Source organism: Streptomyces sp. NPDC050535 (assembly GCF_044457665.1).
In the GTDB taxonomy this organism is placed as follows: domain Bacteria; phylum Actinomycetota; class Actinomycetes; order Streptomycetales; family Streptomycetaceae; genus Streptomyces.
The window spans coordinates 1-22,359 of record NZ_JBITHE010000047.1; the positions used below are offsets into that span (position 1 = coordinate 1).

Here is a 22,359-nt window from a genome sequence, read left to right on the forward strand (position 1 = left end):
CCGCCCGGCACCACACCGGCTTCTCCACTACGACCACCAAGCCACTTCCGGCAGCTCTGTCAAAGGCTGACGGCCTAGAGATCACCAACAGCATCCGGAACTGCGGCCAGAACCAAATTCACGAAGCCGCATCATCGCCGGATTGATCCGCCGGCGCCATCACCACATGTCCCACAAGGGGGTGTGAAGCAGCTGGAGTTCAAGGAGTTCTACCAGGACAGCCAGCACGCATGCCTGCGGGCGGTCCTGGCGAGCGTGGGTGATCGGCAGCTGGCCGAGGATCTGGTTGCCGAGGCGTTCACCCGGGCCTGGATGGCGTGGCCGAAGGTCAGCCGCCATCCGGCGCCGCGCGCATGGATCGTGCGTACGGCACTCAACACCCGGGTCTCGTGGTGGCGTCGAAGGCGACGGGAAGTCGCGCTGGACGGCGCTCCCGAGGGCGCGGCCGGCGTGGTCAATGGCACCGGTCTGGCCCCCGCGCTGCTGGCCGTACTGCGTCAACTGCCGCAGCGGCAGCAAGAAGTGATCGTGTACCGGGTCTTCCTCGACCTCGACACCGCGGCGACCGCCAAGGTGCTCGGGATCGCCCCGGGAACCGTCACCGCCCACCTGTCACGGGCCGTTGCGACACTGCGCGGCCACCTCATCACTGCAGACAACCCGGAGGTTGGGCCATGAGCGACAACGACATGGACGTACTGGACGCGCTGAAGGATTCGCTGGACAGCATCACCATGGATACCCCGGTCGAGCAGATCGAGGCCGCGGGCCGGGCGCGTCGGCGGCGGCGCCGCATTGTGAGTGTGACGGCGGGCGTCGCGGCAGCGGCAGGGCTCGCGCTCGGCGTCCCGACGTACGGCAACCCGTCGACCGCGCCGCCCACGGCGGGCGACAGCACAGGGGCGGGCGCCGTGCACATCCACACGGTGGCGTACACCGTGGACACCAAGAAGGACGGCACGGTCCATGTGACGTGGGACAAGGAGCTGTACTTCAAGGACTACCCGGGCCTGCAGGCCGCACTGCGCAAGGCCGGCTTCCCGGTCCTCATCAAGGAGGGCGAGTTCTGCAAGGGGCCGCAGGACAACGGAACGCTCGACCCGAGCGGCGTGGGGCCAGGGGTCAGGAAGGTCATGAAGGGCGAGCGGGGAGACAACGGGAGGGTCACCTTCGTCTTCACGCCCTCGGCGATGCCGGCGGGGACCCAGCTGTTCATCGGGTACCTGAACACAGCCCAACTGGCCTCCGTGAACGGGAATCCGGGATCCGTCGAGCGTCTGGTGCCCACGGGAGTGCCGCTGACGTGCACCGGACGCGCCGCCCGCGCACACGCGCTCGTAGCGGAACATCACGTCGGCCGGGAGGGGCGGGGCGAGGGGCAGTCGGCTGAGGCTGCTTGACGACCAGCCTGATGGCACTCTGTGATCTTGGCTCTGCCCCCTTCCCGGATCAGTCGGGTGCCTGTAGTTCTGCGCGTCCCAGCATGTCGGCGAGGGGAGTGCCCGTTCGCGCTGCTGCGATTCGGCGGGCGCGCAGCTGAGCTCGGGTGCGGGGACGGAACTTGGGTTCCTTGCCGCAGCCGCACGATTCTCGGCCCTCGTAACGCAGTCCGGCTTTGAGAACCGTGGCCACGACTGTCCACGCTTTGGTGTCCCGACGCCGCGGTGCCGCGAAGTCGTGGCCGGCACAGACCATCGCGACTCGTTCCCATATTCCGACATGGTGATCTACAGGAGCAGAGGGGAGCAGGATCTGACGCAATGCGTCCACAAACTGTTGGCTCTGCGTCGCCTCTCCAGGGAAAGGCATTGATCGACCTCTCGGTTCGAAGGACGATCGCCGTCAGTTGGATCTGTGCATGCACCGCCCTGGAGGGGGCTTTCAATGCGGACGAAGACCCGGGTTTTCACGCTACTGGCAGCCGGTGCACTCCTTGTCGGCAGTTGTCTCACTCTCGGGGCGACCAATGCGGCGGCTGCTGACCGGACCTTCAAGAAGACCGGTCCCGAGGACGACGGGAGCTTCCAAATCGACGGGGCGCGAGGGCTCTCGTGGTTATGGGCCAACAAACCATAGGACCGTCTGAAAGTGAATGTCTACTGTCCTCAGGGACAGTAGACGATCACTTTCCGCCTTGATTGACTCTTCCTTTACAGGATCTTGATGATTCAATTGCATAGAACAGGAGGCGGAGTTGAACGCGAGTAGAACGGTAAGACGTGCCTTGGCACTCGCTGTATCGCTGGTCGCGATCGGCGGGGTCGCACTGGGAACCGCGGGACCGGCGGCGGCCTCGGACCAGGACGACGGCATTCTGGAGGCGGGGGAGTTCGGCCTCTACTACAACTCGGGCCGGGGCGGCTGCGTCTTCGACCTCGACAGCGGGGACAACGACTTCACCAACAACATCTTCAAGGATCGCCCGACCTATGTGAACTGCCCCGGCGAGGGGGAGACGGTGAACGACAACACGGCGTCGTACTGGAACCGCGACACCAGGACCTGGTACGTCTACACCGATACGTTCCACGAGGGCACTCGGGGCGATCTCCCCGCCGGTTACATCGGCGACGCCACCTCCACCTTCAAGAACGAGATCTCGTCGAGCTATTACTACCTATGAACCGGCTCGGTGTGACCGCTCTCGGCGCCGTCCTTGCCCTGACGGGCTGCTCCGTCGGTGGCTCGGACGGCTCCGGCGGGAGTACCGGACCAACAGCAACCTCCACGCCCACGGTACCCGCAACCGCCGACCTGAGCTTCCCGCTGGACGCCTACCAGGCCACCGCCGAGCAGCAGACCACGCTCGCACGGGCCCAGGGCGTCCTCACCAGCCGGTGCATGGCCCGCCTCGGCTTCACCTACCGGGCTCCCGAGCAGCCCGCCACCTCCGTGAGCGAGTCGAACGCACGAGTCTTCGGCCTGGTCGACCAGGACACGGCTGCCAGGTACGGCTACCTGAATCCCGAGATCGCCAACGCCCCGGTGCGAGCGGCCACGGAACCACTGTCCGAGGCCGAGCAGCTCGCGCTCAGCGGCGAGGACGATCTCGACCCGGCCGACGCACCCACGAACCTGGAGGAGGCCGAGAAGTCCGGCGGCAGCGACGTGACGTTCAACGGGGAGCGAGTGCCCGTCGGCGGCTGCGTCCGGGAGTCCTACCTCAAGCTCTACGCGCGCAAGGCGAACGAGATCGACATCCTCTTCGTGTTCAACCTCAAGAGCGAGGCCCAGTCGGGAGCACGCAAGGACTCCAGGGTCCGCGCGGTCGACAAGCGCTGGTCGTCGTGTATGTCGAAGGCGGGATACAAGCTCACGGAACCCGCCAACGCGGTCAGGGAACTGGGCCTCACCGAGTCGAACCTGTCCAGTTCGAGAGCAGTCACCGCGGCCAAGGCCGACGTGGCCTGCAAGCAGCGCGTCGACTTCGTAGAAGTGCGTTACGCGGTGACGACCATCTACCAGCGTCGGCTGATCGAGGAGAACGCGCAGGCTTTGTCGTTGGCTAAGGAACAGCTGGAGAGTCGGCTCCGATTGGCGGCCGAACTGACCTGAACCGACCTGAACCGACCTATGCGGACCTGAACCGATCCGAGACGACCTGATGCCGAACACATGTCGGTTGTGCCGACTGCCGAAATCGCTGCGCGAGATGCTGGGCACGGCACTGTTCCGTCTGCCCACCCTCACCGACCGGGAGCGCCAGATTCTTGGGTTACTCGTCTTCGCCGAGGAGTACGGCGAACTCGCGAGGTCACTGGGGATAGCCGAGCGCACTGTCAAGTTCCATGTCGCGAACCTGCGCACCAAGCTGGGCGGGTTGAGTCGGCTCCAGCTGTGCCAGGTGGCCCTGCTGGATCTGACCGGTCTGCCGGACACCACCGAGATCTGCGGCGCGCATCCTGCGCGATGAGCGGGTGCGGCCCGCCGCGGTCGGCCTGGATGTGGAGACGGTCGTGCTGGGGGACCTTCGGGCTCCGGATCGTAGCGGGGGCACCGATGCCGAAGATAAAGGCTGGCCATGGCCCACTGATCTGATCATGCGCGGCTGCGGCCACCAGGGACCCCAGCACGAGTCCGACGGCCAGAACGAACAGCCGCGGCCACAGCTCTCCTTTCTTGCGCCATGGCCAGGTGTAGCCACCCGACACGACAGTCACAGATGGGTGTAGCTCGCGCTGAGGAAAGTTAGGTCGTCCCCGACTATCAGTCCTGCCAGTCCAGTTGTGGTTCGGGGATGTCGATGGAGCGGCCGTGGGCCTGGGCTGTGTCGCGGCTTCGGCCTGCCATCGGGGATACCGGAAGACCTTCCCGGGGAAGACCACGAACGCTTCGGCGGTCGTGTTGTAGTTGACGTACCAGCCTCCCGTGGGGGCGAGGGCACTGGCCATCTGCTCCGCCAGTGGTACGGCTTGGTCTTCCTCGGCGGCGAAGTCGAGCAACGTCCACTGTTTCGGCTGATCCGGTGCCGAGGCGGCCACCCGGATGCGCGTGAGCTTGGTGACCTGCAGCGGGATACCGGTCAGCTCGGTTCCGACCTGCAGGCTCTCCGCGATGAGAACGCCTTCAAGTACCTGACTCCTCCTTTGTCTTCGGGGAGTTGAGGTTAGTGAGGTTGGTGTGGTCGTGGTATCCGCAGACCTGCCGAGTGCGGGCTCTGTCTTGTTGTCGGGCTTGTGGTGGCTGGGCATCGTGGCTCCTATCGTTTCCGCGAGGGACAGGTAGGTGACTGAGATGGGCTCGTTGCTCGAGGAGTTGGAGGCGCGGGAGACCGTGGCCCGCGAGAGGGTGGAGGCGCTGGAGTCACAGCTCGCGGAGCTGACGGTGCGGCTGGAGGCCGAGCGGGATACGTGGTCGCGGCTGCGGGTGACGTGGGAGACGGTGACCGAGGTGGTCGCGGAGATGTCTGCTCCCGATCAAGTCCCCGCCGTCCAGGGGCCAGTGGAGCCCGCGTCGGCCACGGGTGGGGCGCCGGGCCGGGTAGTCGGGGCGATCATGGTGCCGCACTGGCGGCAGGGGCTCTGGGTGGATGCGATGCCGGATGTGTATCGGGACATCGTCGAGGTGGTCACGGACGCTTCGGAGCCGATGCAGGCGAAGTAGATCGTGCCCAGGATCGGGCTGCCGGCGGTGACCGGGAAGATCGAGGGAACGCGGGGCAAGCTGAAGTGGCTGGTGGAGCGGGGCTGGCTGACCGAGGTGACGCCCGGACAGTTCGCCCTGGCCCACCCGGTCGCGGGACGGGAAGCGTGAACAGGCGGAACGATAATGGCTCTTCTTTCTACCTTCGTAGGTGACTAGCCGAAACGAAGTGCAGAAAGAAGAGCGCGATGGAACCGTACGGCGTCTTCGACGCCATCGATGAGTTCGCTGCCGCAGTCAGCGCCTTCGACTGCCTGCAAGGCGACTTGGCTGCCCCCGTGACCGGGGGCCTGACGCATCACGCGGTCGAGGACCTGATCGAGGAACGAGGCCGTGAACTGCTGCGTGTGTTGTTCCAGGGCCACCTCGACTTGCGCGCCCGCCGGGAACGCGAACAGGACTCGCACCGGCCGGCCGTCGTGGTGACCGGCGCGGACGGGCTCCTGCGTCCGCACCGGGAGACGGGCCATCACCGCATGCTGGCTTGCCTCTTCGGCACGGTCACCGTCGAGCGGTGTGCCTGGCGGCAGAAGGAGCTGAGCAACGTCCATCCCGCCGACCGGGCCCTGTCACTGCCCGCCGGTCGGCACTCCCATGGCCTGCGCCGACTCGCGGTGACCGAAGCGGTGCGCGGTTCGTACGACCAGGCCAAGGCGGCGATCGAGAGGCGGTGCGGGAAGATCCTGGGCAAACGACAGGCCGAAGACCTCGTCATCGCCGCGGCCCAGGACATCGACGCGTTCTACCGGCATCAATTGGTGCTGCCAGCCACCGCCGACACCCTCTTGGTCCTGCAGGTCGACGGCAAGGGCATTGTTATGCGGCCCGAGGCGCTACGGCCGGCCACCTTCAAGGCCCACCAGGCTGCCCGCCGGGCGATGCGCACCCGCCTCGCCCCGGGCGAGAAGCCGCACCGCAAGCGAATGGCCACCCTGGCCTACGTCTTCGACGCCACCCCGGCACCGCGCCGACCGCACGACATCATCGCCCCACCGACCGGCCGCAGCCATGAGCGCGCGCCGAGACCGGGGCCGAAGGCCACGGCGAAATGGCTCACCGGCTCGGTTGTCCACCCGCCCGAGCACACCATCGCCGCCGCCTTCGACCAGGCCGAAGCCCGCGACCCCGCTCATGTCCGCACCTGGGTGGTGCTTGTCGATGGCGCCCGCCATCAACTCGACCTCATCCACGCCGAGGCCGACCGGCGCCACGTCACCATGCACGTTCTGCTCGACATCGTGCACGTCAGTGAGTATCTATGGACCGCCGCTCACGCCTTCCATCCGCCTGGCAACGCCGAGGCTGAAGCCTGGGTCACCGGACACTTGATCACGATCCTGCACGGCCAGGCCGCCCGCACCGCAGCCGAGATCACCGCGCAAGCCGACCGGCCCCACCTCCGCGGCGCGAAACGCGAGGCTGCCGACCGGTGCGTCGGCAACCTGACCAGCCACATCGACCAACTCGGCTACGACATTGCGCTGTCCTCCGGCTGGCCGATCGCCACCGGAGCGATCGAGGGCGCCTGCCGTCACTGATCGGTGACCGCCTCGACATCGCAGGGGCCCGCTGGGGCCTGGCCGGAGCCGAAGCCATCCTCAAACTCCGTGCCCTGAGCGACAACGGCGACTTCGACGAGTACTGGACCCACCATCTCACCCGCGAACACGAACGGCTCTACCTCGCCCTCGACCAACATCGCTACCAACTCACAACCTGAGGAGCGATCTTCCCTCAGCGCGAGGTACACCCAAACCTATATGCCATCTTCATGGGTCTCATGCCTTCGGTCAGGAGCTACCAGACCAGGGGATGCCTCGCGAAGACCACCCTGGCTAATCTCGTGCAGGTCAGCTGTCGATCTTCGCGGACCAACTGCGGTCTTGATGAACCGCCCAGCTAATTTCAGGGGTCTTTGTGTCTTCCCTTCTTCACATCGATGCGAGCATCCGCCATGAGGGTTCCACGTCGCGTCAGCTGACCTCGTACTTCGCGACCCTTTGGCGGCAGAACCACCCTGACGTCGGCTACGTCTACCGCGACCTCGCTGCCCATCCCATCCCCCACATCACCCATTCCGTGCGCAAGTACGTTCTGGACACCAGCCGCGATCACGGTCAGACGGACGAGGAGAAGGCGCTCGTCGACACGGTGGTGTCCGAGGTGCATGACGCCGACACGATCGTGCTCGGAGTGCCGATGTACAACTACACGATCCCGTCAAGCGTCAAAGCCTGGATCGACCTGCTGGTCAGCCCGGCCCACGCGATCCTCCCGGGGGCCGATTCCGGTCCGCTCAGCGGCAAGTCAGTCATCGTGGTGACCGCGCGCGGCGGCTCCTACGCTCCGGGTACCCCGCGCGAGGGCCATGACTATCAGGAGCCCTACCTGCGGCACATCCTGAAGGCGATCGGTCTCGCGGACAACCTCACTTTTGTGCACGCCGAGTTGACCATGGCCGCGATCGTGCCGGCCATGGCGGAGCTCAAGCCGCTGGGGGAGAAGTCCCTGGCGACTGCCCAGGAGACGCTCAAGAAGCTCGCCGCCTGATGCCTGCACGCCCGCAGATCTCTTAGGAGTCCGCACCGGCTTGCCGCAACCCCCTGGAGCAGGGCAGGCAGGCGGCGGGGCGGCAGCGGATCAGTGCGTCGCGCGAGGCGCCCTGCCCCCGCATCTCGGCTACCGCACGCCGCGGCGCCCCGGTCGCACCGGTCGCACCGCCAAGGCTGATCCACGCGGCCCAGCACACCGCAGGTCCGGAAGCCGACCTGCACACGGTCGAGCTGACTCAACTAACCCCCCGCACATCTGTACACGCTCCTGGTCCAGCAGTTGCCTATCCCGATCGCCGGAAGGAGTTCGAGTCAAGGTGCTTCCCGACCTGATCACCCCACTACCGGTTGTCCTGAGGGAGAACGCGGGCCGGTTCCCGGACAAGATCGCTTTCGAGGACGACCGGTGTGCGGTCACCTACCGAGAACTCGACGCACGGACGCGGAGACTGGCCGGTCACCTGGTCGGCCTCGGTGTCCGGCGCGGCGACCGGGTGGCTCTGTGTCTCGGCAACTCGGTCGCGATGGTGGAGAGCTACCTCGCCGTGGTACGGGCCGGCGGCATCGGCGTACCGATCAACCCACAGGCCGCCCCGGCGGAAATAAAATACCTCCTGGCCGACAGCGCAGCGGCGTTCGCCGTCACCGGCACCGCACATGCTGAAACTTTTCTTCAGTCAATTCCCCATGCAACACGCGGAGTGTCCGTCATCGTGGCCGGCGCCCCCGGCGCCGGCCGGACTCTGCCCCCGGGCACCGCAGCGTATGAGGAACTCGCCACCACCGAGCCTGCCACCGAAGCCCCGGACGACCTCGGCCTTGACGAGGTGGCCTGGATGTTCTATACCTCGGGCACCACCGGCCGCCCCAAGGGCGTCCTGTCCACCCAGCGCAACTGCCTCTACTCCGTTGCCTCCTGCTACATACCCGTGCCCGGACTCTCCGAGCATGACCGGGTCTTGTGGCCACTGCCGCTCTTCCACAGCCTGTCTCACATCGCCTGCGTCCTGTCCGTCACCGTCTCCGGCGCCACCGCCCGGATCATGGACGGCAGTTCAGCCGACGACATCCTGACCGCCCTACGCGAGGACCGCTCCACCTTCCTGGCCGGCGTCCCCACCACCTACCACCACCTGGTCCGCATCGCCCGGCGCACCGGCCTCTCGCTGCCCGACCTGAGGATCGGCCTGGTCGGAGGTGCCGTCACCGGTCCCGGACTGCGCCGTGCCTTTGAGGAGACCTTCGGCGTCCCCCTCGTCGACGCCTACGGCAGCACCGAAACCTGCGGCGCCATCACCATCAACCCACCCGACGGCCACGTCGTCGAGGGCTCCTGCGGCCTCCCCGTGCCCGGTGTCGGAGTCCGGATCGTCGACCCCCGCACCGGGCAGGACGTGCCCGCCGGGCAGGAAGGCGAGGTCTGGGTCAGCGGGCCGAACGTCATGGTCGGCTACCACGACAACCCGCAGGCCACCGCCGAGGCCCTGCAGAACGGCTGGTTCCACACCGGCGACCTGGCCCGGCGCGACGAAGCCGGGTACTTCACCATCTGCGGCCGCCTCAAGGACGTCATCATCCGCGGTGGCGAGAACATCCACCCCGACGAGATCGAGACCGCCCTGCGCGGGGCCGAGGGCGTGGCCGACGCCGCAGTCGCGGGCATGCCCCACGACATCCTCGGCGAGGTCCCCGCCGCCTGGGTAGTCCCCGGTCCGGACGGCATCGACCCCGCCCGGCTGCTGGACCACTGCAGCGCCCAACTCTCGCCGCACAAGCTCCCCGAGCGCATATACGAGGCCCGGACCATACCCAGAACTGCCTCTGGGAAGGTCATCCGCCGCCTTCTCGCTGACCTGCCGGCCCGGCTGCGATACGCCGCCGACGGCCACCACGAGGGTCTGATGCTGAGGGAGTGGAGCAGAGTTGCAATCTCCTCCGGCGCGCCGGAGGATCTGCGCTGGGCAGTAGTGGGCCGGACCGCAGTCACCGACGGCCTGGCCGCCGCACTCCGGAAGGCCGGCGTCCCCGCCGTAAAGCAATACGCCGACCTTGCAACGTCACGCACCACTCCTGACGCGGCCACCGACGTGACGGTCCTCGCGGAGGCGGACACGTTGACGCCAGCCTGTGCTGGACGGGACAAGGAGAGCGGGCCCCGGCTCGTCGTCCTCACCCGGGGCGCGATGGCCGTCACCGACCGGGACGGGACACCAGAGCGCGCCGAAGTCGCGCTGTGGGCGGCCGCACGGGCTGCACAGGCCGACGGCAACGACGGCGCACCGCTGACCATCGTCGACGTCGAGCCCCGTACCCCGGAGTCCGAGTACGCCGCGGCGCTGATCGCCGCCGTCGCTTCAGGCCTGCCCCAGCTCGCCGTACGGGATGGGGAACTGCTGCGGCCCAGACTCGTCCGCCTCCCCGTCGTCGACGGGCCGGATCTCGCCGCGTCGGTGTTCAAGGGCCCCGTGGTCGTCACTGGTGCCGACACGAAGACTGGTGCGGCCCTCGCCCGCCACCTGGTCACCGCGCATGGAACACGGCACCTCGTGCTCGTTCAGGCAACCACTACCGACGACGGCTGGAGCCAGGACGAGCCGCTGCCGGCCGGTGTGGAGATCGTCCGTGTCGTGGCCGACGGATCGGATTCGCTGGAGCTGTATGAGGAGCTGACCAGGACCGGCCCGGTGACCGCGGTGATACACACCGCTGATGATCCCGAACTCGCCCGAGCACTACATGACTTCACCGCCGACGACGATCTCGCCGCATTCGTCGCGGTGACCGACGCTGCGGCACTGGTAGGTGCGCAATCCGGCGACCTTGCCTCGACGGTGGTCACCGCCGTCCTCACCGAGGCCGTGGTCCGCAACCGCCGGCTGCACGGACTGCCCGGGTCGTTGTTGGCCCTCGGCCGGCCGGACGAGGGCCCCGGAGCCTTCGACGCACTGATCGAGACCGGATCCCCGGTCCTGCTGGCGCTTTGGCCGACCAACATCAACCCCGGCGACCGAGTGCGGACACTCCTCGACACCCTGATCGAACAGGAGCCCCGCCCCACCGCCCAGGCCGACGAGACGATCACCGCCGCCCTACGCAGGCACCTGACAGACCTGGACGAGCGGGCCCAGCTCGCGCTGCTCGGCGACATGATCCTCACGGACGCTGCCGCCGTCCGCACCCACACGAGCACCGCACCCATCCCGGCGGGCCGGACCTTCCGCGACCTCGGCCTCGGCTCCCTCGCCGTCGTCGAACTGCGCAACCGGCTGACCGAACGGACCGGGCTGCGCCTGCCCACCACCGTGACCTTCGACCACCCGACGCCCGAGGCCCTTGCCGCACACCTATGGGCCAAGATCCTGGGGCTGCACGACACGGCCGGAGAGGTGACGGCTGACAAGGATCGGACCGGGTCCGCCGACCCCGCGGAGCCGATTGCGATCGTAGGCATGGCGTGCCGCCTACCGGGCGGTGTGGCGAGCCCCCAGGACCTGTGGCGGCTGGTCAACGAGGGCCGGGACGGTGTGTCCGGCTTCCCGGAGGACCGCGGCTGGGATCTGGACGGCCTGTTCACTGCCGACCCGGAGAAGACCGGCACGTCGTACGTCGATCAGGGCGGGTTCCTCCATGAGGCGGGCCTGTTCGATGCGGGCTTCTTCGGGATCTCACCACGTGAGGCGCTCGCCATGGATCCGCAGCAGCGGCTGCTGCTGGAGACCTCGTGGGAGGCCCTGGAGCGGGCCGGGATCGACCCGACCACATTGAAAGGTCGTGACGTCGGAGTCTTTTCAGGCCTGATGGGACAGGGATACGGGCTGTCCGGTCCGGCTCCGGCGGAACTCGAGGGCTTCGGCGAGACAGGCACGGCGTCGAGCGTGGCATCCGGGCGCGTGTCGTACGTGTTCGGCCTCGAGGGCCCCGCGATCACCGTGGACACGGCCTGCTCATCCTCTCTCGTGGCCATCCACCTGGCAGTCCAGTCACTGCGTCAGCGCGAGTGCTCGATGGCGCTGGCAGGCGGCGCGACGGTGATGGCGAACCCCTCCACGTTCGTGGAGTTCTCCCGCCAACGCGCACTGTCCTCAGATGGCCGATGCAAGTCGTACGCGGACGCCGCGGATGGTACCGGCTGGGCCGAGGGTGCCGGTGTCGTGGTTCTGGAGCGGTTGTCGGAGGCCCGGCGCAACGGGCACCGGGTCCTGGCGGTGATTCGCGGCAGCGCGATCAATCAGGACGGCGCGTCGAATGGTCTGACCGCGCCGAATGGTCTTTCCCAGCAGCGAGTGATCCGCAAGGCGTTGGCGTCGGCGGGTCTCTCGGGGGCAGACGTAGACGCAGTGGAGGGGCACGGCACAGGCACGGTGCTCGGCGACCCTATCGAGGCGCAGGCGCTGCTGGCCACGTACGGCCGTGACCGGGAACCCGAACTCCCGTTGTGGCTGGGATCGTTGAAGTCGAACATCGGTCATACGCAGGCGGCTGCGGGGGTGGCTGGTGTGATCAAGACGGTGGAGGCGCTGCGGCACGGCGTGATGCCGGCGACGCTGCATTTCAACGCTCCATCGGCGCAGGTGGACTGGTCAGCGGGTGCGGTCGAGGTGCTGGCCGAGGCTCGCGCGTGGCCAGAGACCGGTCGGCCGCGCCGCGCTGGTGTGTCGTCCTTCGGTCTCAGTGGGACGAACGCGCATCTGATTCTGGAGCAGGCCCCGGAGACTGAGCCCGTCAATGTGGAGCCCGCCCCGTCCGAGCCGGTGGCAGGTGTCGTCGATGGTGTGGTGCCGTTGGTGCTGTCGGCGAAGAGCGCCGGCGCGCTGGTGGGGCAGGCGGAGCGGCTCGCATCTTTCGTGGAGGTTGGCGAGGAGGTGTCTCTGCCGCTCGTGGCGGGTGCGTTGGTTGCTCACCGTGCGGTGTTGTCCGAGCGTGCGGTGGTGGTGGCCGGCTCCCGTGCGGAGGCGTTGGCGGGGTTTGGTGCGTTGGCGCGGGGTGATTCCCGGCCGGGTGTTGTTGCCGGTGGGTCGTTCGGTGGTGCCGCTTCGGGGCGGACGGTTCTGGTGTTTCCGGGGCAGGGTTCGCAGTGGGTGGGGATGGGCCGTGAACTCCTCGATTCCTCGCCGGTGTTCGCGGAGCGGATCGCTGAGTGTGCGGCGGCGTTGGAGCGGTGGGTCGACTGGTCGCTGGTGGATGTGTTGCGAGGGGATGCCCCGGTCGAACTCCTGGAGCGCGTGGATGTTCTGCAGCCTGCGAGTTTCGCTGTGATGATCGGCCTTGCCGCCGTCTGGTCGTCGGTGGGTGTGGTGCCGGATGCGGTGGTGGGTCATTCCCAGGGTGAGATCGCGGCTGCGTGTGTGTCGGGTGCGTTGTCGCTGGAGGACGCGGCCCAGGTGGTGGCGGTACGCAGCCAGGTGATCGCCGCAAGTCTGGCTGGCCGTGGCGGTATGGCGTCGGTGGCGCTGTCGGCGGCAGAAGTAGCCGAGCGTATCGAGCGGTGGGCCGGCCGGGTTGAGGTGGCGGCGGTCAACAGTCCCACGTCGGTGGTGATCGCCGGTGATGCCGAAGCCCTCGACGAAGCCCTCGACGTTCTTGCGTCGGAGGGTGTGCGGGTGCGTCGGGTGGCGGTGGATTACGCCTCCCACACCCGGCATGTCGAGGCGATCGAGGGCGCACTGACAACCGCCTTCTCCGACATCCGCGCCCAAGCCCCGCTGGTTCCTTTCTACTCGACGGTGACGGGGGAGTGGGTGCGGGAGGCGGGTGTCCTTGACGGCGGCTACTGGTACCGGAACCTGCGCGGCCAGGTCCGTTTCGGTCCTGCCATCGCCGGTCTTCTGGCCAGCGGTCACACCGTCTTCGTGGAGTCGAGTGCTCACCCGGTTCTGGTCCAGCCGGTCAGCGAGATCGTTGACCAGACCGACACAGAGGCCGTGGTCGGTGGTTCGCTGCGCCGTGACGAGGGCGGCCTGCGCCGACTGCTGACCTCCATGGCCGAACTGTTCGTCCGGGGTGTGGTCGTGGACTGGGCGGCAATGCTGCCGGTTGCCGGTGCTTCACACATTGAGCTCCCGACGTATGCCTTCGATCGCCAGCACTACTGGTTGCGTTCTACCCCTGCTGTTGATGCTGTTGCGCTCGGTCAGGCCGCCGGTGGCCATCCGCTTATCGGGGCGATCGTTGGTCGGCCGGACTCCGGCGGTTTCATGACCACTTCGCGGTGGTCGGTGGACGCGCATCCCTGGCTGGGTGATCACACGGTTGGTGATGTCATCGTTGTGCCGAGTGCGGTGCTGGTGGAGTTGGCCATCCGGTTCGGTGACGAGGTGGGCAGTCCGGTGGTCGAGGAACTGACCGTGGACCGGCCCGTTCTGCTGCCGCTGCGGGGCGGCAGAGCCGTGCAGATGACGGTCGGGGAGGCCGATGAGCAGGGCCGGCGGCCGGTCGAGGTGTACTCCCGCCCGGACAACGCCGCTCTGGACGCGGTGTGGACACGCCACGCCGGCGGCACGCTCGTGCCCGGGCCGGTGACCCCGTCCACTTCCGGTGGCGCGTGGCCTACTGGCAGTCCCGCAGCCGATGTGGCCCTCGGCAAGGCAGTCGGTGACGCCGACCGCTACGGCCTGCACCCGGCGCTGCTCGACGCGGCGGTCCGAACGGCGTTCCCTGATGAGGACGTGATCGCGACCCGGTGGAGCGGGGTGACCTTGCTGGCTTCCGGTGCGGCAGCGGTGCGGGTCCGCGCAGCCCGTGACACCACGGGGGTGACCCGCCGCCTTGAGCTGGTGGACGCCACCGGCGCGCCGGTGCTGACCGCTGATGCCGTTGTCGCCGAGCCGTTCTCGCCCGAAAAGGCGGAGGCCGAGGATGCGTCGGCCTCCGGTGCCCTGTTCCTGGTCGACTGGGTTGAGCTTCCCCTTTCTCCAGGTGAGAGGGCTGAGGACGCCGACTCCATGGCGAGTGTCGGCGATGCCGAAGACGTCGTTGGCCTCGCGGCGGGCGGGGCAGCGGTACCGGGCCTGCTGGTGTATGAGGCCTGGCACGTGCCCGTCGGCCCGCGTGAGGCCGTCGCCGCAGTGTTGGCCGTTGTCCAGGCGTGGCTGGCAGCACCGGCTCTGGCGGACACCCGCCTCGTCGTGATGATCCCCGACGCCGAGGATGATCTCGCCGTAGCTGCCGTGTCGGGCCTGCTGCGCTCAGCACAGTCGGAGCACCCGGACCGCATCGTCCTTGTCGGGAGCGCCACTGCCGAGCATCGCGGCAGTGCGGCGACCTCGGAGTACCCGGCGGCCATGCAGGCCGTGCAGCTCGCGGTGGCCACGGGCGAGCCCCACGTCCGTGTGCGCGGTGGTGTGGCGTTCGTCCCCCGGCTGCGGCGTGCCCCGCTTGCCGAAGGCCCCCGGCGCGAGCTCAACCCTGACGGCACCGTCCTGGTCACCGGCGGTACCGGGACGCTCGGCAGGCTCGTCGCCCGGCACTTGGCGACCGAACACGGCGTACGGCACCTGCTGCTGGCCAGCCGGAGCGGACCGGACGCCGAAGGGGCGGCGGCGCTGCACAAGGAACTGACCCACCTCGGCACGACCGTCACTATCACCGCGTGCGACACCGCCGACCGGGACGCTGTCGCGGCGCTCCTGGCCGCCGTACCGGACACACACCCGCTCACCGCCGTCGTCCACACTGCCGGAGTCCTCGACGACGGCGTGGTCACCGCCCTGACCCCGGACCGTTTCGACACCGTGCTGCGGCCGAAGCTCGACGCCGCAGTGCACCTGCACGAACTGACCCGGGACATCGATCTCGCGGCGTTCGTGCTGTTCTCCTCCGCCGCCGGAGTCCTCGGCAACCCCGGCCAGGGCAACTACGCCGCCGCCAATGCCTCCCTGGACGCCCTCGCCCTCCACCGCCACCACACCGGCCTACCCGGCATCTCCCTCGCCTGGGGCTACTGGAACGACGCCAGCGGAATGACTCGGCACCTCGGTGCCACAGACCTGCACCGCACCCGGCGCCTAGGCATGGTCGGGCTTTCCGCCGCCGAGGGCTTGGCGCTCCTAGACACGGCCCTGCGGGCGGGCGACGAGACTCCTGCCGCGCTGATGGCCACCCGGTTCGACCTGCCCGCCCTGAGGGCATCCGCCCGCGCCGGAACTCCCGTAGCACCGCTGCTGCGCGGCCTCGCACCTGCTCCTCGGCCAGCGGCCGCGTCCTCGCACACGGACGTAACCGGCTCCCTGCGTCAGCGGCTCGACCGCCTGGGCAAGAGGGAGTGCACAGAGGCACTGCTGGATCTCGTCCGCCGGAACGCCGCCCAGGTGCTTGGCCACTCCGGCGCTGACTCCATCCGCGCCGACCGTGCTTTCAAGGACGCCGGCTTCGACTCGCTGACCGCCGTCGAACTGCGCAACCGGCTCGCGGCCGCGACCGCTCTCAGCCTCCCCTCCACCCTCGTCTTCGACTACCCGAAGCCGACGCTGCTGGCCGACCACCTGCGTGTACGCCTCTTCGGCGTCGACGAACAACCGGGCGACGGCCAGGAGCTGAGCGCTGAGAAGCACACCACCGCCACCGTGGCTGCCCTCTCCGACGATCCGATCGCCATCGTCGCGATGGCCTGCCGCTTCCCCGGCGGTGTGGAGAGCCCCGAAGACCTGTGGAGGCTGGTTACCGAAGACGTCGACGCCATCGGAGAGTTCCCCGACGACCGCGGCTGGGACATCGACCGGCACTACGACACCGACCCTGACAGCGTCGGCAAGACCTACGTACGGCACGGCGCGTTCCTCGACGACGCGACCGGCTTCGACGCTGCCTTCTTCGGGATCTCACCGAACGAGGCGCTCGCGATGGACCCCCAGCAGCGCCTGCTCCTGGAAACCTCCTGGGAGGCGTTCGAACGCGCCGCGATCGACCCGAGCAGCCTCGCGGGTCAGGACATCAGCGTCTTCGTCGGCGTCAACAGCCACGACTACACCGTACGGACGCACCACGCCTCCAGCGTCGAGGGCTTCCGCCTGACCGGTAATTCCGGCAGCGTCATCTCAGGCCGGATCGCCTACCAGTTCGGCCTCGAGGGCCCGGCCATCACGATCGACACGGCCTGCTCGTCCTCGCTCGTCGCCCTCCACCTGGCGGCCCGCGCACTCCAGCAGGGCGAGTGCTCCATGGCCCTCGCCGGTGGCGTGATGGTCATGGGCAACCTGGAGACCTTCGTCGAGTTCTCCCGGCAGCGCGGCCTCTCCCAGGACGGCCGCTGCAAAGCCTTCGCCGACGCGGCGGACGGAACCGGCTGGTCCGAGGGCGTCGGCGTGCTCCTCGTCGAACGGCTCTCCGACGCACGCCGCCGGGGCCACCAGGTCCTTGCGGTGGTCCGAGGCACCGCGGTCAACCAGGACGGTGCGTCCAACGGACTTACGGCGCCGAACGGACTCTCACAACAGAGGGTGATCCGCAAGGCGCTCGCCGACGCCGGTCTGTCGACATCGGATGTGGACGCGGTCGAGGGCCACGGCACAGGAACGGTCCTCGGCGACCCGATCGAGGCGCAGGCGCTGCTCGCCACCTACGGGCAGGGCCGACCCGCCGACCGCCCGCTGTGGCTCGGCTCGGTCAAGTCCAACATCGGGCACACGCAAGCCGCGGCCGGCGTGGCAGGCGTCATCAAAATGGTGATGGCGATGCGGCACGGTGTCTTGCCCCGCACGCTGCACGTGGACCGGCCCTCGACCCACGTGGACTGGTCCACGGGCGCGGTGGAACTGCTCGCAGAGACCCGCCAGTGGCCCGAGACCGGGCACCCGCGGCGCGCCGGCGTCTCGTCCTTCGGCATCGGCGGCACCAACGCTCACATCGTGATCCAGCAGGCGCCGGTGGCGGACGCTGAGGCCTCCGACCGGGCGGCGACGAGCGATCCGGCACCTGGCATCGAATCGGCAACCGCCTCGGACCAGGTGCATGCCGCCGACGAGGCACCCGCCACCGACTCCGTATCGTCCCGTTCCGCTCTCCTGCCCGTGCCCGTGTCGGCCCGCACGGCGGCGGCTCTGCGCGCCCAGGCCGGGCGCCTCGCTCGCTTCGTCGAGGCACGCCCTGAGCTGGCCCTTACCGACACCGCGCACGCGCTGGCCACCACCCGAGCTCGGCTCGACCAACGGGCGATCCTGCTGGCCACCGACCGGCAGCAGCTCGCCGACGCGCTGCGCGCGCTAGGCAATGGCATGCCCACCGCTGGCACCGTCACCGGCAGCACCTCTGAGGGAAAACTCGCCTTCGTGTTCACTGGGCAGGGCAGTCAGTGGGCCGGCATGGGCCGCGAACTCGCTGAGCGACACACGGTTTTCCGGAATGCCTTCACCGCCGCGTGCGAGGCTGTTGAACGACACCTGGATGGTCATCTGGAACGTCCGCTGCACGAGGTGGTGTTCGCCGAGCCCGGCACGGCGGAGGCAGCGTTGCTCGACCGCACCTTGTACACGCAGGCAGGTCTCTTCGCCCTGGAGACCGCTCTGTTCCGGCTCTTCGCCTCCTGGGGCGTACGTCCGGACCTGGTCGCCGGACACTCGGTCGGAGAGATCTCCGCCGCCCATGCCGCCGGAATCCTCGACCTTGCGCAGGCAGGCGAACTGGTCGCCGCCCGCGGACGGTTGATGCAGGCCCTGCCCGAGGGCGGCGCGATGGTTGCCGTACAGGCGACCGAGGCCGAGGTGGCACCACTGCTGGACGAGGCCACGGGCGATATCGCGATCGCCGCAGTCAACGGACCCAGCGCCATCGTGCTCTCCGGTGCCGAGGACACCGTCCTCGACGCGGCCGCGCGACTGGCCGAACAGGGCCGGAAGACCAAACGCCTGAAGGTCAGGCATGCCTTCCACTCACCACTGATGGCCCCCATGCTCGACGAGTTCAGAGCTGTCATTGCCCGGCTGCGTCCCCGCCCAGCCGCCATCCCCGTCGTCTCCACCCTCACCGGTGCCCCTGCGAAGGAGGGCCAGTTCGCCACCCCGGAGTACTGGGCCGACCAGGTGCGCCATGCCGTGCGGTTCGCCGACGCAGTCACCGCGCTGCGCGACCAGGGCGCCAAAACCCTCCTGGAGATCGGACCCGGCGGCGGCCTGACCGCCCTCGCCTTCGACACTCTCGGTACGGACCACCGAGGCTGCTTCGCCACCCTGAGCGAGGACGGCTCCGAGGAGACGGCTGTCCTCACCGCACTTGCCGAACTGCATGTCCGCGGCACGGACATCGACTGGACTGCGCTCCTCGGCACCCCGGCCACGGCGATCGGTACCGAGCTGCCCACGTACGCCTTCCAGCACCAGCGGTACTGGGTTGAGCCCGACACCACCGCCACCGACGCCGAGGCGCTCGGCGCCCGCCCCACAGGGCACCCGCTTCTCGGCACGGCAGTCGAGATCCCCGACGAGGACCACGTCAGCCCGGTCAGTGACGGCGGCACCCGTGTGGTGCTCACCGGGCGGCTCGACCGGCGTGCCCTCGGCCGGCTCCTCGATCCCGGCACCGATACGGTTCCGGCCGCCGTACTCCTCGACCTGCTGGTCCACGCCGGAACCGAGGCGGGCAGCGGCGCCGTCGAGCAGATCATCGTCGACACACCGCTTACCGTGCCAGAACGCGACCACCTCCAGCTCCGTGTCCATGTCGATGTCCCCGGCCGGGACGGGCTGCGCCCGGTCGTCGCCCACAGCAGGCGGGCCGGCGACGAGAACGGCACCTGGACACGCCACGCCCGCGCCCTGCTCCGGCCCGGTCTGCCCACGCCGTCCTTCGACCTGCGCACCTGGCCGGTCACAGGAGCCGGGGCCCCGGTGGACCTCCTCGACATCCGCGAGGTACGAGGAATACACGGCCTGACGGAACAGGACGGCCAGCTCTTCGCCGATGTCTCCCTGCCTCCGGAACTCGTTGCTGAGGCTGAGACGTTCACTCTCCACCCTGCACTTCTCGACACCGTCCTTCGCCTCCTGGTCGGCCGCACCGGTGAGAGTGAGCGCGATCTCACCGTCTGCGCCGATCTGGCTGTCTACGCCGAGGGCGCCACCGCCCTGCGGCTGCGGGCCACACCCGTGGAGGGCGGACGCCATCTCGTGGAGCTCGCCGACCACACGGGCGAACCAGTCGCCGCGCTCGGACCACTGACCCTGGGCCGCATGGGCGGCGCGGCCGCCACCCCCGCAAAACGTGAGGCACAGACAACGGAGGACGGTCCGCTCGCCCGACGGGTTGTAGGCCGTCCGGCCGCCGAGAGCGGACCGCTGGCCCACCGGCTCGCCACGCTTGGCGCCACCGAACAGGAGCGCGTCCTGCTGGACCTCGTGAAGGAAAGCGCAGCCGTCGTTCTCGGCCACACCGGCGCTGAAGCCCTCGACGAGACCCAGCCGTTCAAGGACCTCGGCTTCGACTCCCTCAGCGCTGTCAAACTCCGCAACCGATTGCACGACTTCACCGGCATGAGCCTCCCCAGCAGCCTTGCCTTCGACTACCCGACCCCTTCCGCCCTCGCCGGGTACCTGCGCACCGAACTGCTCGGTGAGGAAGCCGCGAGCGTGTCGGCTGGACTCGTCCGATCCGGACCTTCCAGATCCGCGGACCCCGATGAGCCGATTGCCATCATCGCCATGAGCACGCGCCTGCCCGGCGGCGTCAACACTCCCGAGGACCTGTGGCGACTGGTTGTCGAGGAGCACGACGCACTCTCCTGCTTCCCGCAGGACCGGAACTGGGACGTCGACAAGCTCTACCACCCCGACCCCAGTCACCCTGGCACCACCTACACCCGCGTCGGCGGATTCCTGCACGACGCCGCTCAATTCGACGCCGGACTCTTCGGGATTTCGCCGCGCGAGGCCCTTGCGATGGATCCGCAGCAGCGGCTGCTCCTGGAGACCTCATGGGAGGCGCTGGAGCGCGCCGGCATCGATCCGCTCTCCGCTCGGGGCAGTGACATCGGTGTTTTCACCGGCATCGTCCACCACGACTATGGCACCCGGCTGCGGCAGATCCCCGAGGACGTCCGGGGCTACGTGATGACCGGCACTTCGTCGAGCGTGGCGTCGGGACGCGTGTCGTACGTGTTCGGCTTCGAAGGACCGGCGGTAACCATCGACACGGCTTGTTCGTCCTCACTCGTGGCGATGCACCTGGCGGCCCAGGCGCTGCGGCGCGGAGAGTGCTCGCTCGCCCTCGCAGGCGGTGCGACCGTCATGTCCAGCCCGGACGCCTTCCTCGAATTCGCCCGCCAGCGCGGTCTCTCCGCCGACGGCCGGTGCAAGGCGTACTCCTCGACCGCCGACGGCACTGGCTGGGCCGAAGGCGTGGGCGTGATCGTCCTGGAGCGTCTGTCGGAGGCCCGTCGCAACGGCCACCGGATCCTGGCCGTGCTGCGTGGCAGCGCCGTCAACCAGGACGGCGCCTCGAACGGCCTGACTGCTCCCAACGGCCCCTCCCAGCAGCGCGTCATCCGGCGCGCTCTGTCCGACGCGGGCCTGTCGACGAAGGACATCGACATTGTCGAGGGCCACGGCACCGGCACATCCCTGGGCGACCCGATCGAGGTCCAGGCCCTGCTTGCCACCTACGGCCAGGACCGGCCCGCCGACCGTCCGCTGTGGCTCGGCTCGCTGAAGTCCAACATCGGTCACACTCAGGCAGCGGCAGGTGTCGCCGGCGTTATCAAGATGGTGGAGGCGTTGCGGCACGGAGTCATGCCGCCGACGCTCCATGTCGAGGAGCCGACACCGCAGGTGGACTGGACGGTCGGCGCGGTCGAACTGCTGAGGGAGACGCGGGAGTGGCCGGCCACGGGCCGGCCGCGCCGAGCCGCCGTCTCCTCCTTCGGTGCGAGCGGCACCAATGCGCACGTGATCCTGGAGGAGTCACCCGAAGAGCCCGCAGCGCCCGTCGAGGCGCCAGCAGCAGAGAGCGGCGTGGCGCTGCCCGCTGCGCCGGATGTGATGCCGTTGGTGGTGTCGGCGAAGAGCGCCCACTCTCTGGTGGGGCAGGCGGAGCGGCTCGCATCTTTCGTGGAGGCGGGCGAGGAGGTGTCTCTGCCGCTCGTGGCGGGTGCGCTGGTGGCTCGGCGGGCGGTGTTGTCCGAGCGTGCGGTGGTGGTGGCCAACTCCCGTGAGGAGGCGCTGGCGGGGTTTGGTGCGCTGGCGCGGGGTGATTCCCAGCCCGGTGTTGTTACCGGTGGGTCGTTCGGTGCTGCCGCATCGGGGCGGACGGTTCTGGTGTTTCCCGGTCAGGGTTCGCAGTGGGTGGGCATGGGCCGTGAACTCCTGGACTCTTCGCCGGTGTTTGCGCAGCGGGTCGGGGAGTGTGCGGCGGCGCTTGAGCGGTGGGTGGACTGGTCGCTGGTGGATGTGTTGCGGGGGGATGTTCCGGCTGCGCTGCTGGAGCGCGTGGATGTGGTGCAGCCGGCGAGTTTTGCGGTGATGGTGGGTCTGGCGGCGGTGTGGGCGTCGGTGGGTGTGGTGCCGGATGCGGTGGTGGGGCATTCGCAGGGTGAGATCGCGGCTGCGTGTGTGGCGGGTGCGTTGTCGCTGGAGGACGCGGCCCAGGTGGTGGCGGTACGCAGCCAGGTCATCGTGGGCGATTTGGCGGGCCGGGGTGGTATGGCTTCGGTGGCGCTGCCTGAGGCTGAGGTGCTCGAGCGTAT

General features: G+C 68.7%; 9 protein-coding genes and 1 pseudogene. All 10 read left to right on the forward strand.

Translation table 11 applies throughout. The annotated features are described in order from the left end of the window. Nucleotides 1–183: 183 nt before the first annotated feature. Nucleotides 184–678 carry a sigma factor-like helix-turn-helix DNA-binding protein gene (locus tag ACIBLC_RS41215; RefSeq protein ID WP_399216638.1) on the forward strand — a complete coding sequence of 165 codons (495 nt, stop codon included), beginning with the start codon at nt 184–186 and terminating at the stop codon, nt 676–678. Continuing rightward, nucleotides 675–1,400: a hypothetical protein gene (locus ACIBLC_RS41220; protein ID WP_399216639.1), complete on the forward strand. Its 726-nt coding sequence runs from the start codon at nt 675–677 to the stop codon at nt 1,398–1,400. Before ACIBLC_RS41215 ends, ACIBLC_RS41220 begins: the two co-directional genes overlap by 4 nt. A gap of 824 nt (nt 1,401–2,224) precedes the next feature. Then, nucleotides 2,225–2,623 (forward strand): peptidase inhibitor family I36 protein, encoded by a 399-nt coding sequence (locus tag ACIBLC_RS41225; protein WP_399216640.1) that lies wholly within the window; start codon nt 2,225–2,227, stop codon nt 2,621–2,623. Continuing rightward, nucleotides 2,620–3,555, forward strand: a complete 936-nt coding sequence (locus ACIBLC_RS41230) for a hypothetical protein (RefSeq protein ID WP_399216641.1) — start codon at nt 2,620–2,622, stop codon at nt 3,553–3,555. Before ACIBLC_RS41225 ends, ACIBLC_RS41230 begins: the two co-directional genes overlap by 4 nt. A 49-nt stretch (nt 3,556–3,604) precedes the next feature. Further along, nucleotides 3,605–3,913 (forward strand): helix-turn-helix transcriptional regulator, encoded by a 309-nt coding sequence (locus ACIBLC_RS41235; protein WP_399216642.1) that lies wholly within the window; start codon nt 3,605–3,607, stop codon nt 3,911–3,913. A gap of 821 nt (nt 3,914–4,734) precedes the next feature. Beyond that, nucleotides 4,735–5,103 (forward strand): hypothetical protein, encoded by a 369-nt coding sequence (locus tag ACIBLC_RS41240; RefSeq protein ID WP_399216643.1) that lies wholly within the window; start codon nt 4,735–4,737, stop codon nt 5,101–5,103. Nucleotides 5,104–5,106: 3 nt separating this feature from the next. Then, nucleotides 5,107–5,253 (forward strand): hypothetical protein, encoded by a 147-nt coding sequence (locus tag ACIBLC_RS41245; RefSeq protein WP_399216644.1) that lies wholly within the window; start codon nt 5,107–5,109, stop codon nt 5,251–5,253. Between the two features lie 77 nt (nt 5,254–5,330). Further along, a pseudogene (locus tag ACIBLC_RS41250) lies at nt 5,331–6,862 on the forward strand (ISKra4 family transposase). 197 nt (nt 6,863–7,059) lie between these two features. Then, on the forward strand, nt 7,060–7,692 hold the full coding sequence (locus ACIBLC_RS41255) for an FMN-dependent NADH-azoreductase (RefSeq protein WP_399216645.1): 633 nt from the start codon (nt 7,060–7,062) through the stop codon (nt 7,690–7,692). Nucleotides 7,693–8,011: 319 nt separating this feature from the next. After that, on the forward strand, nt 8,012–22,359 hold a 14,348-nt coding region (locus ACIBLC_RS41260), incomplete at its 3' end, for an SDR family NAD(P)-dependent oxidoreductase (RefSeq protein WP_399216646.1).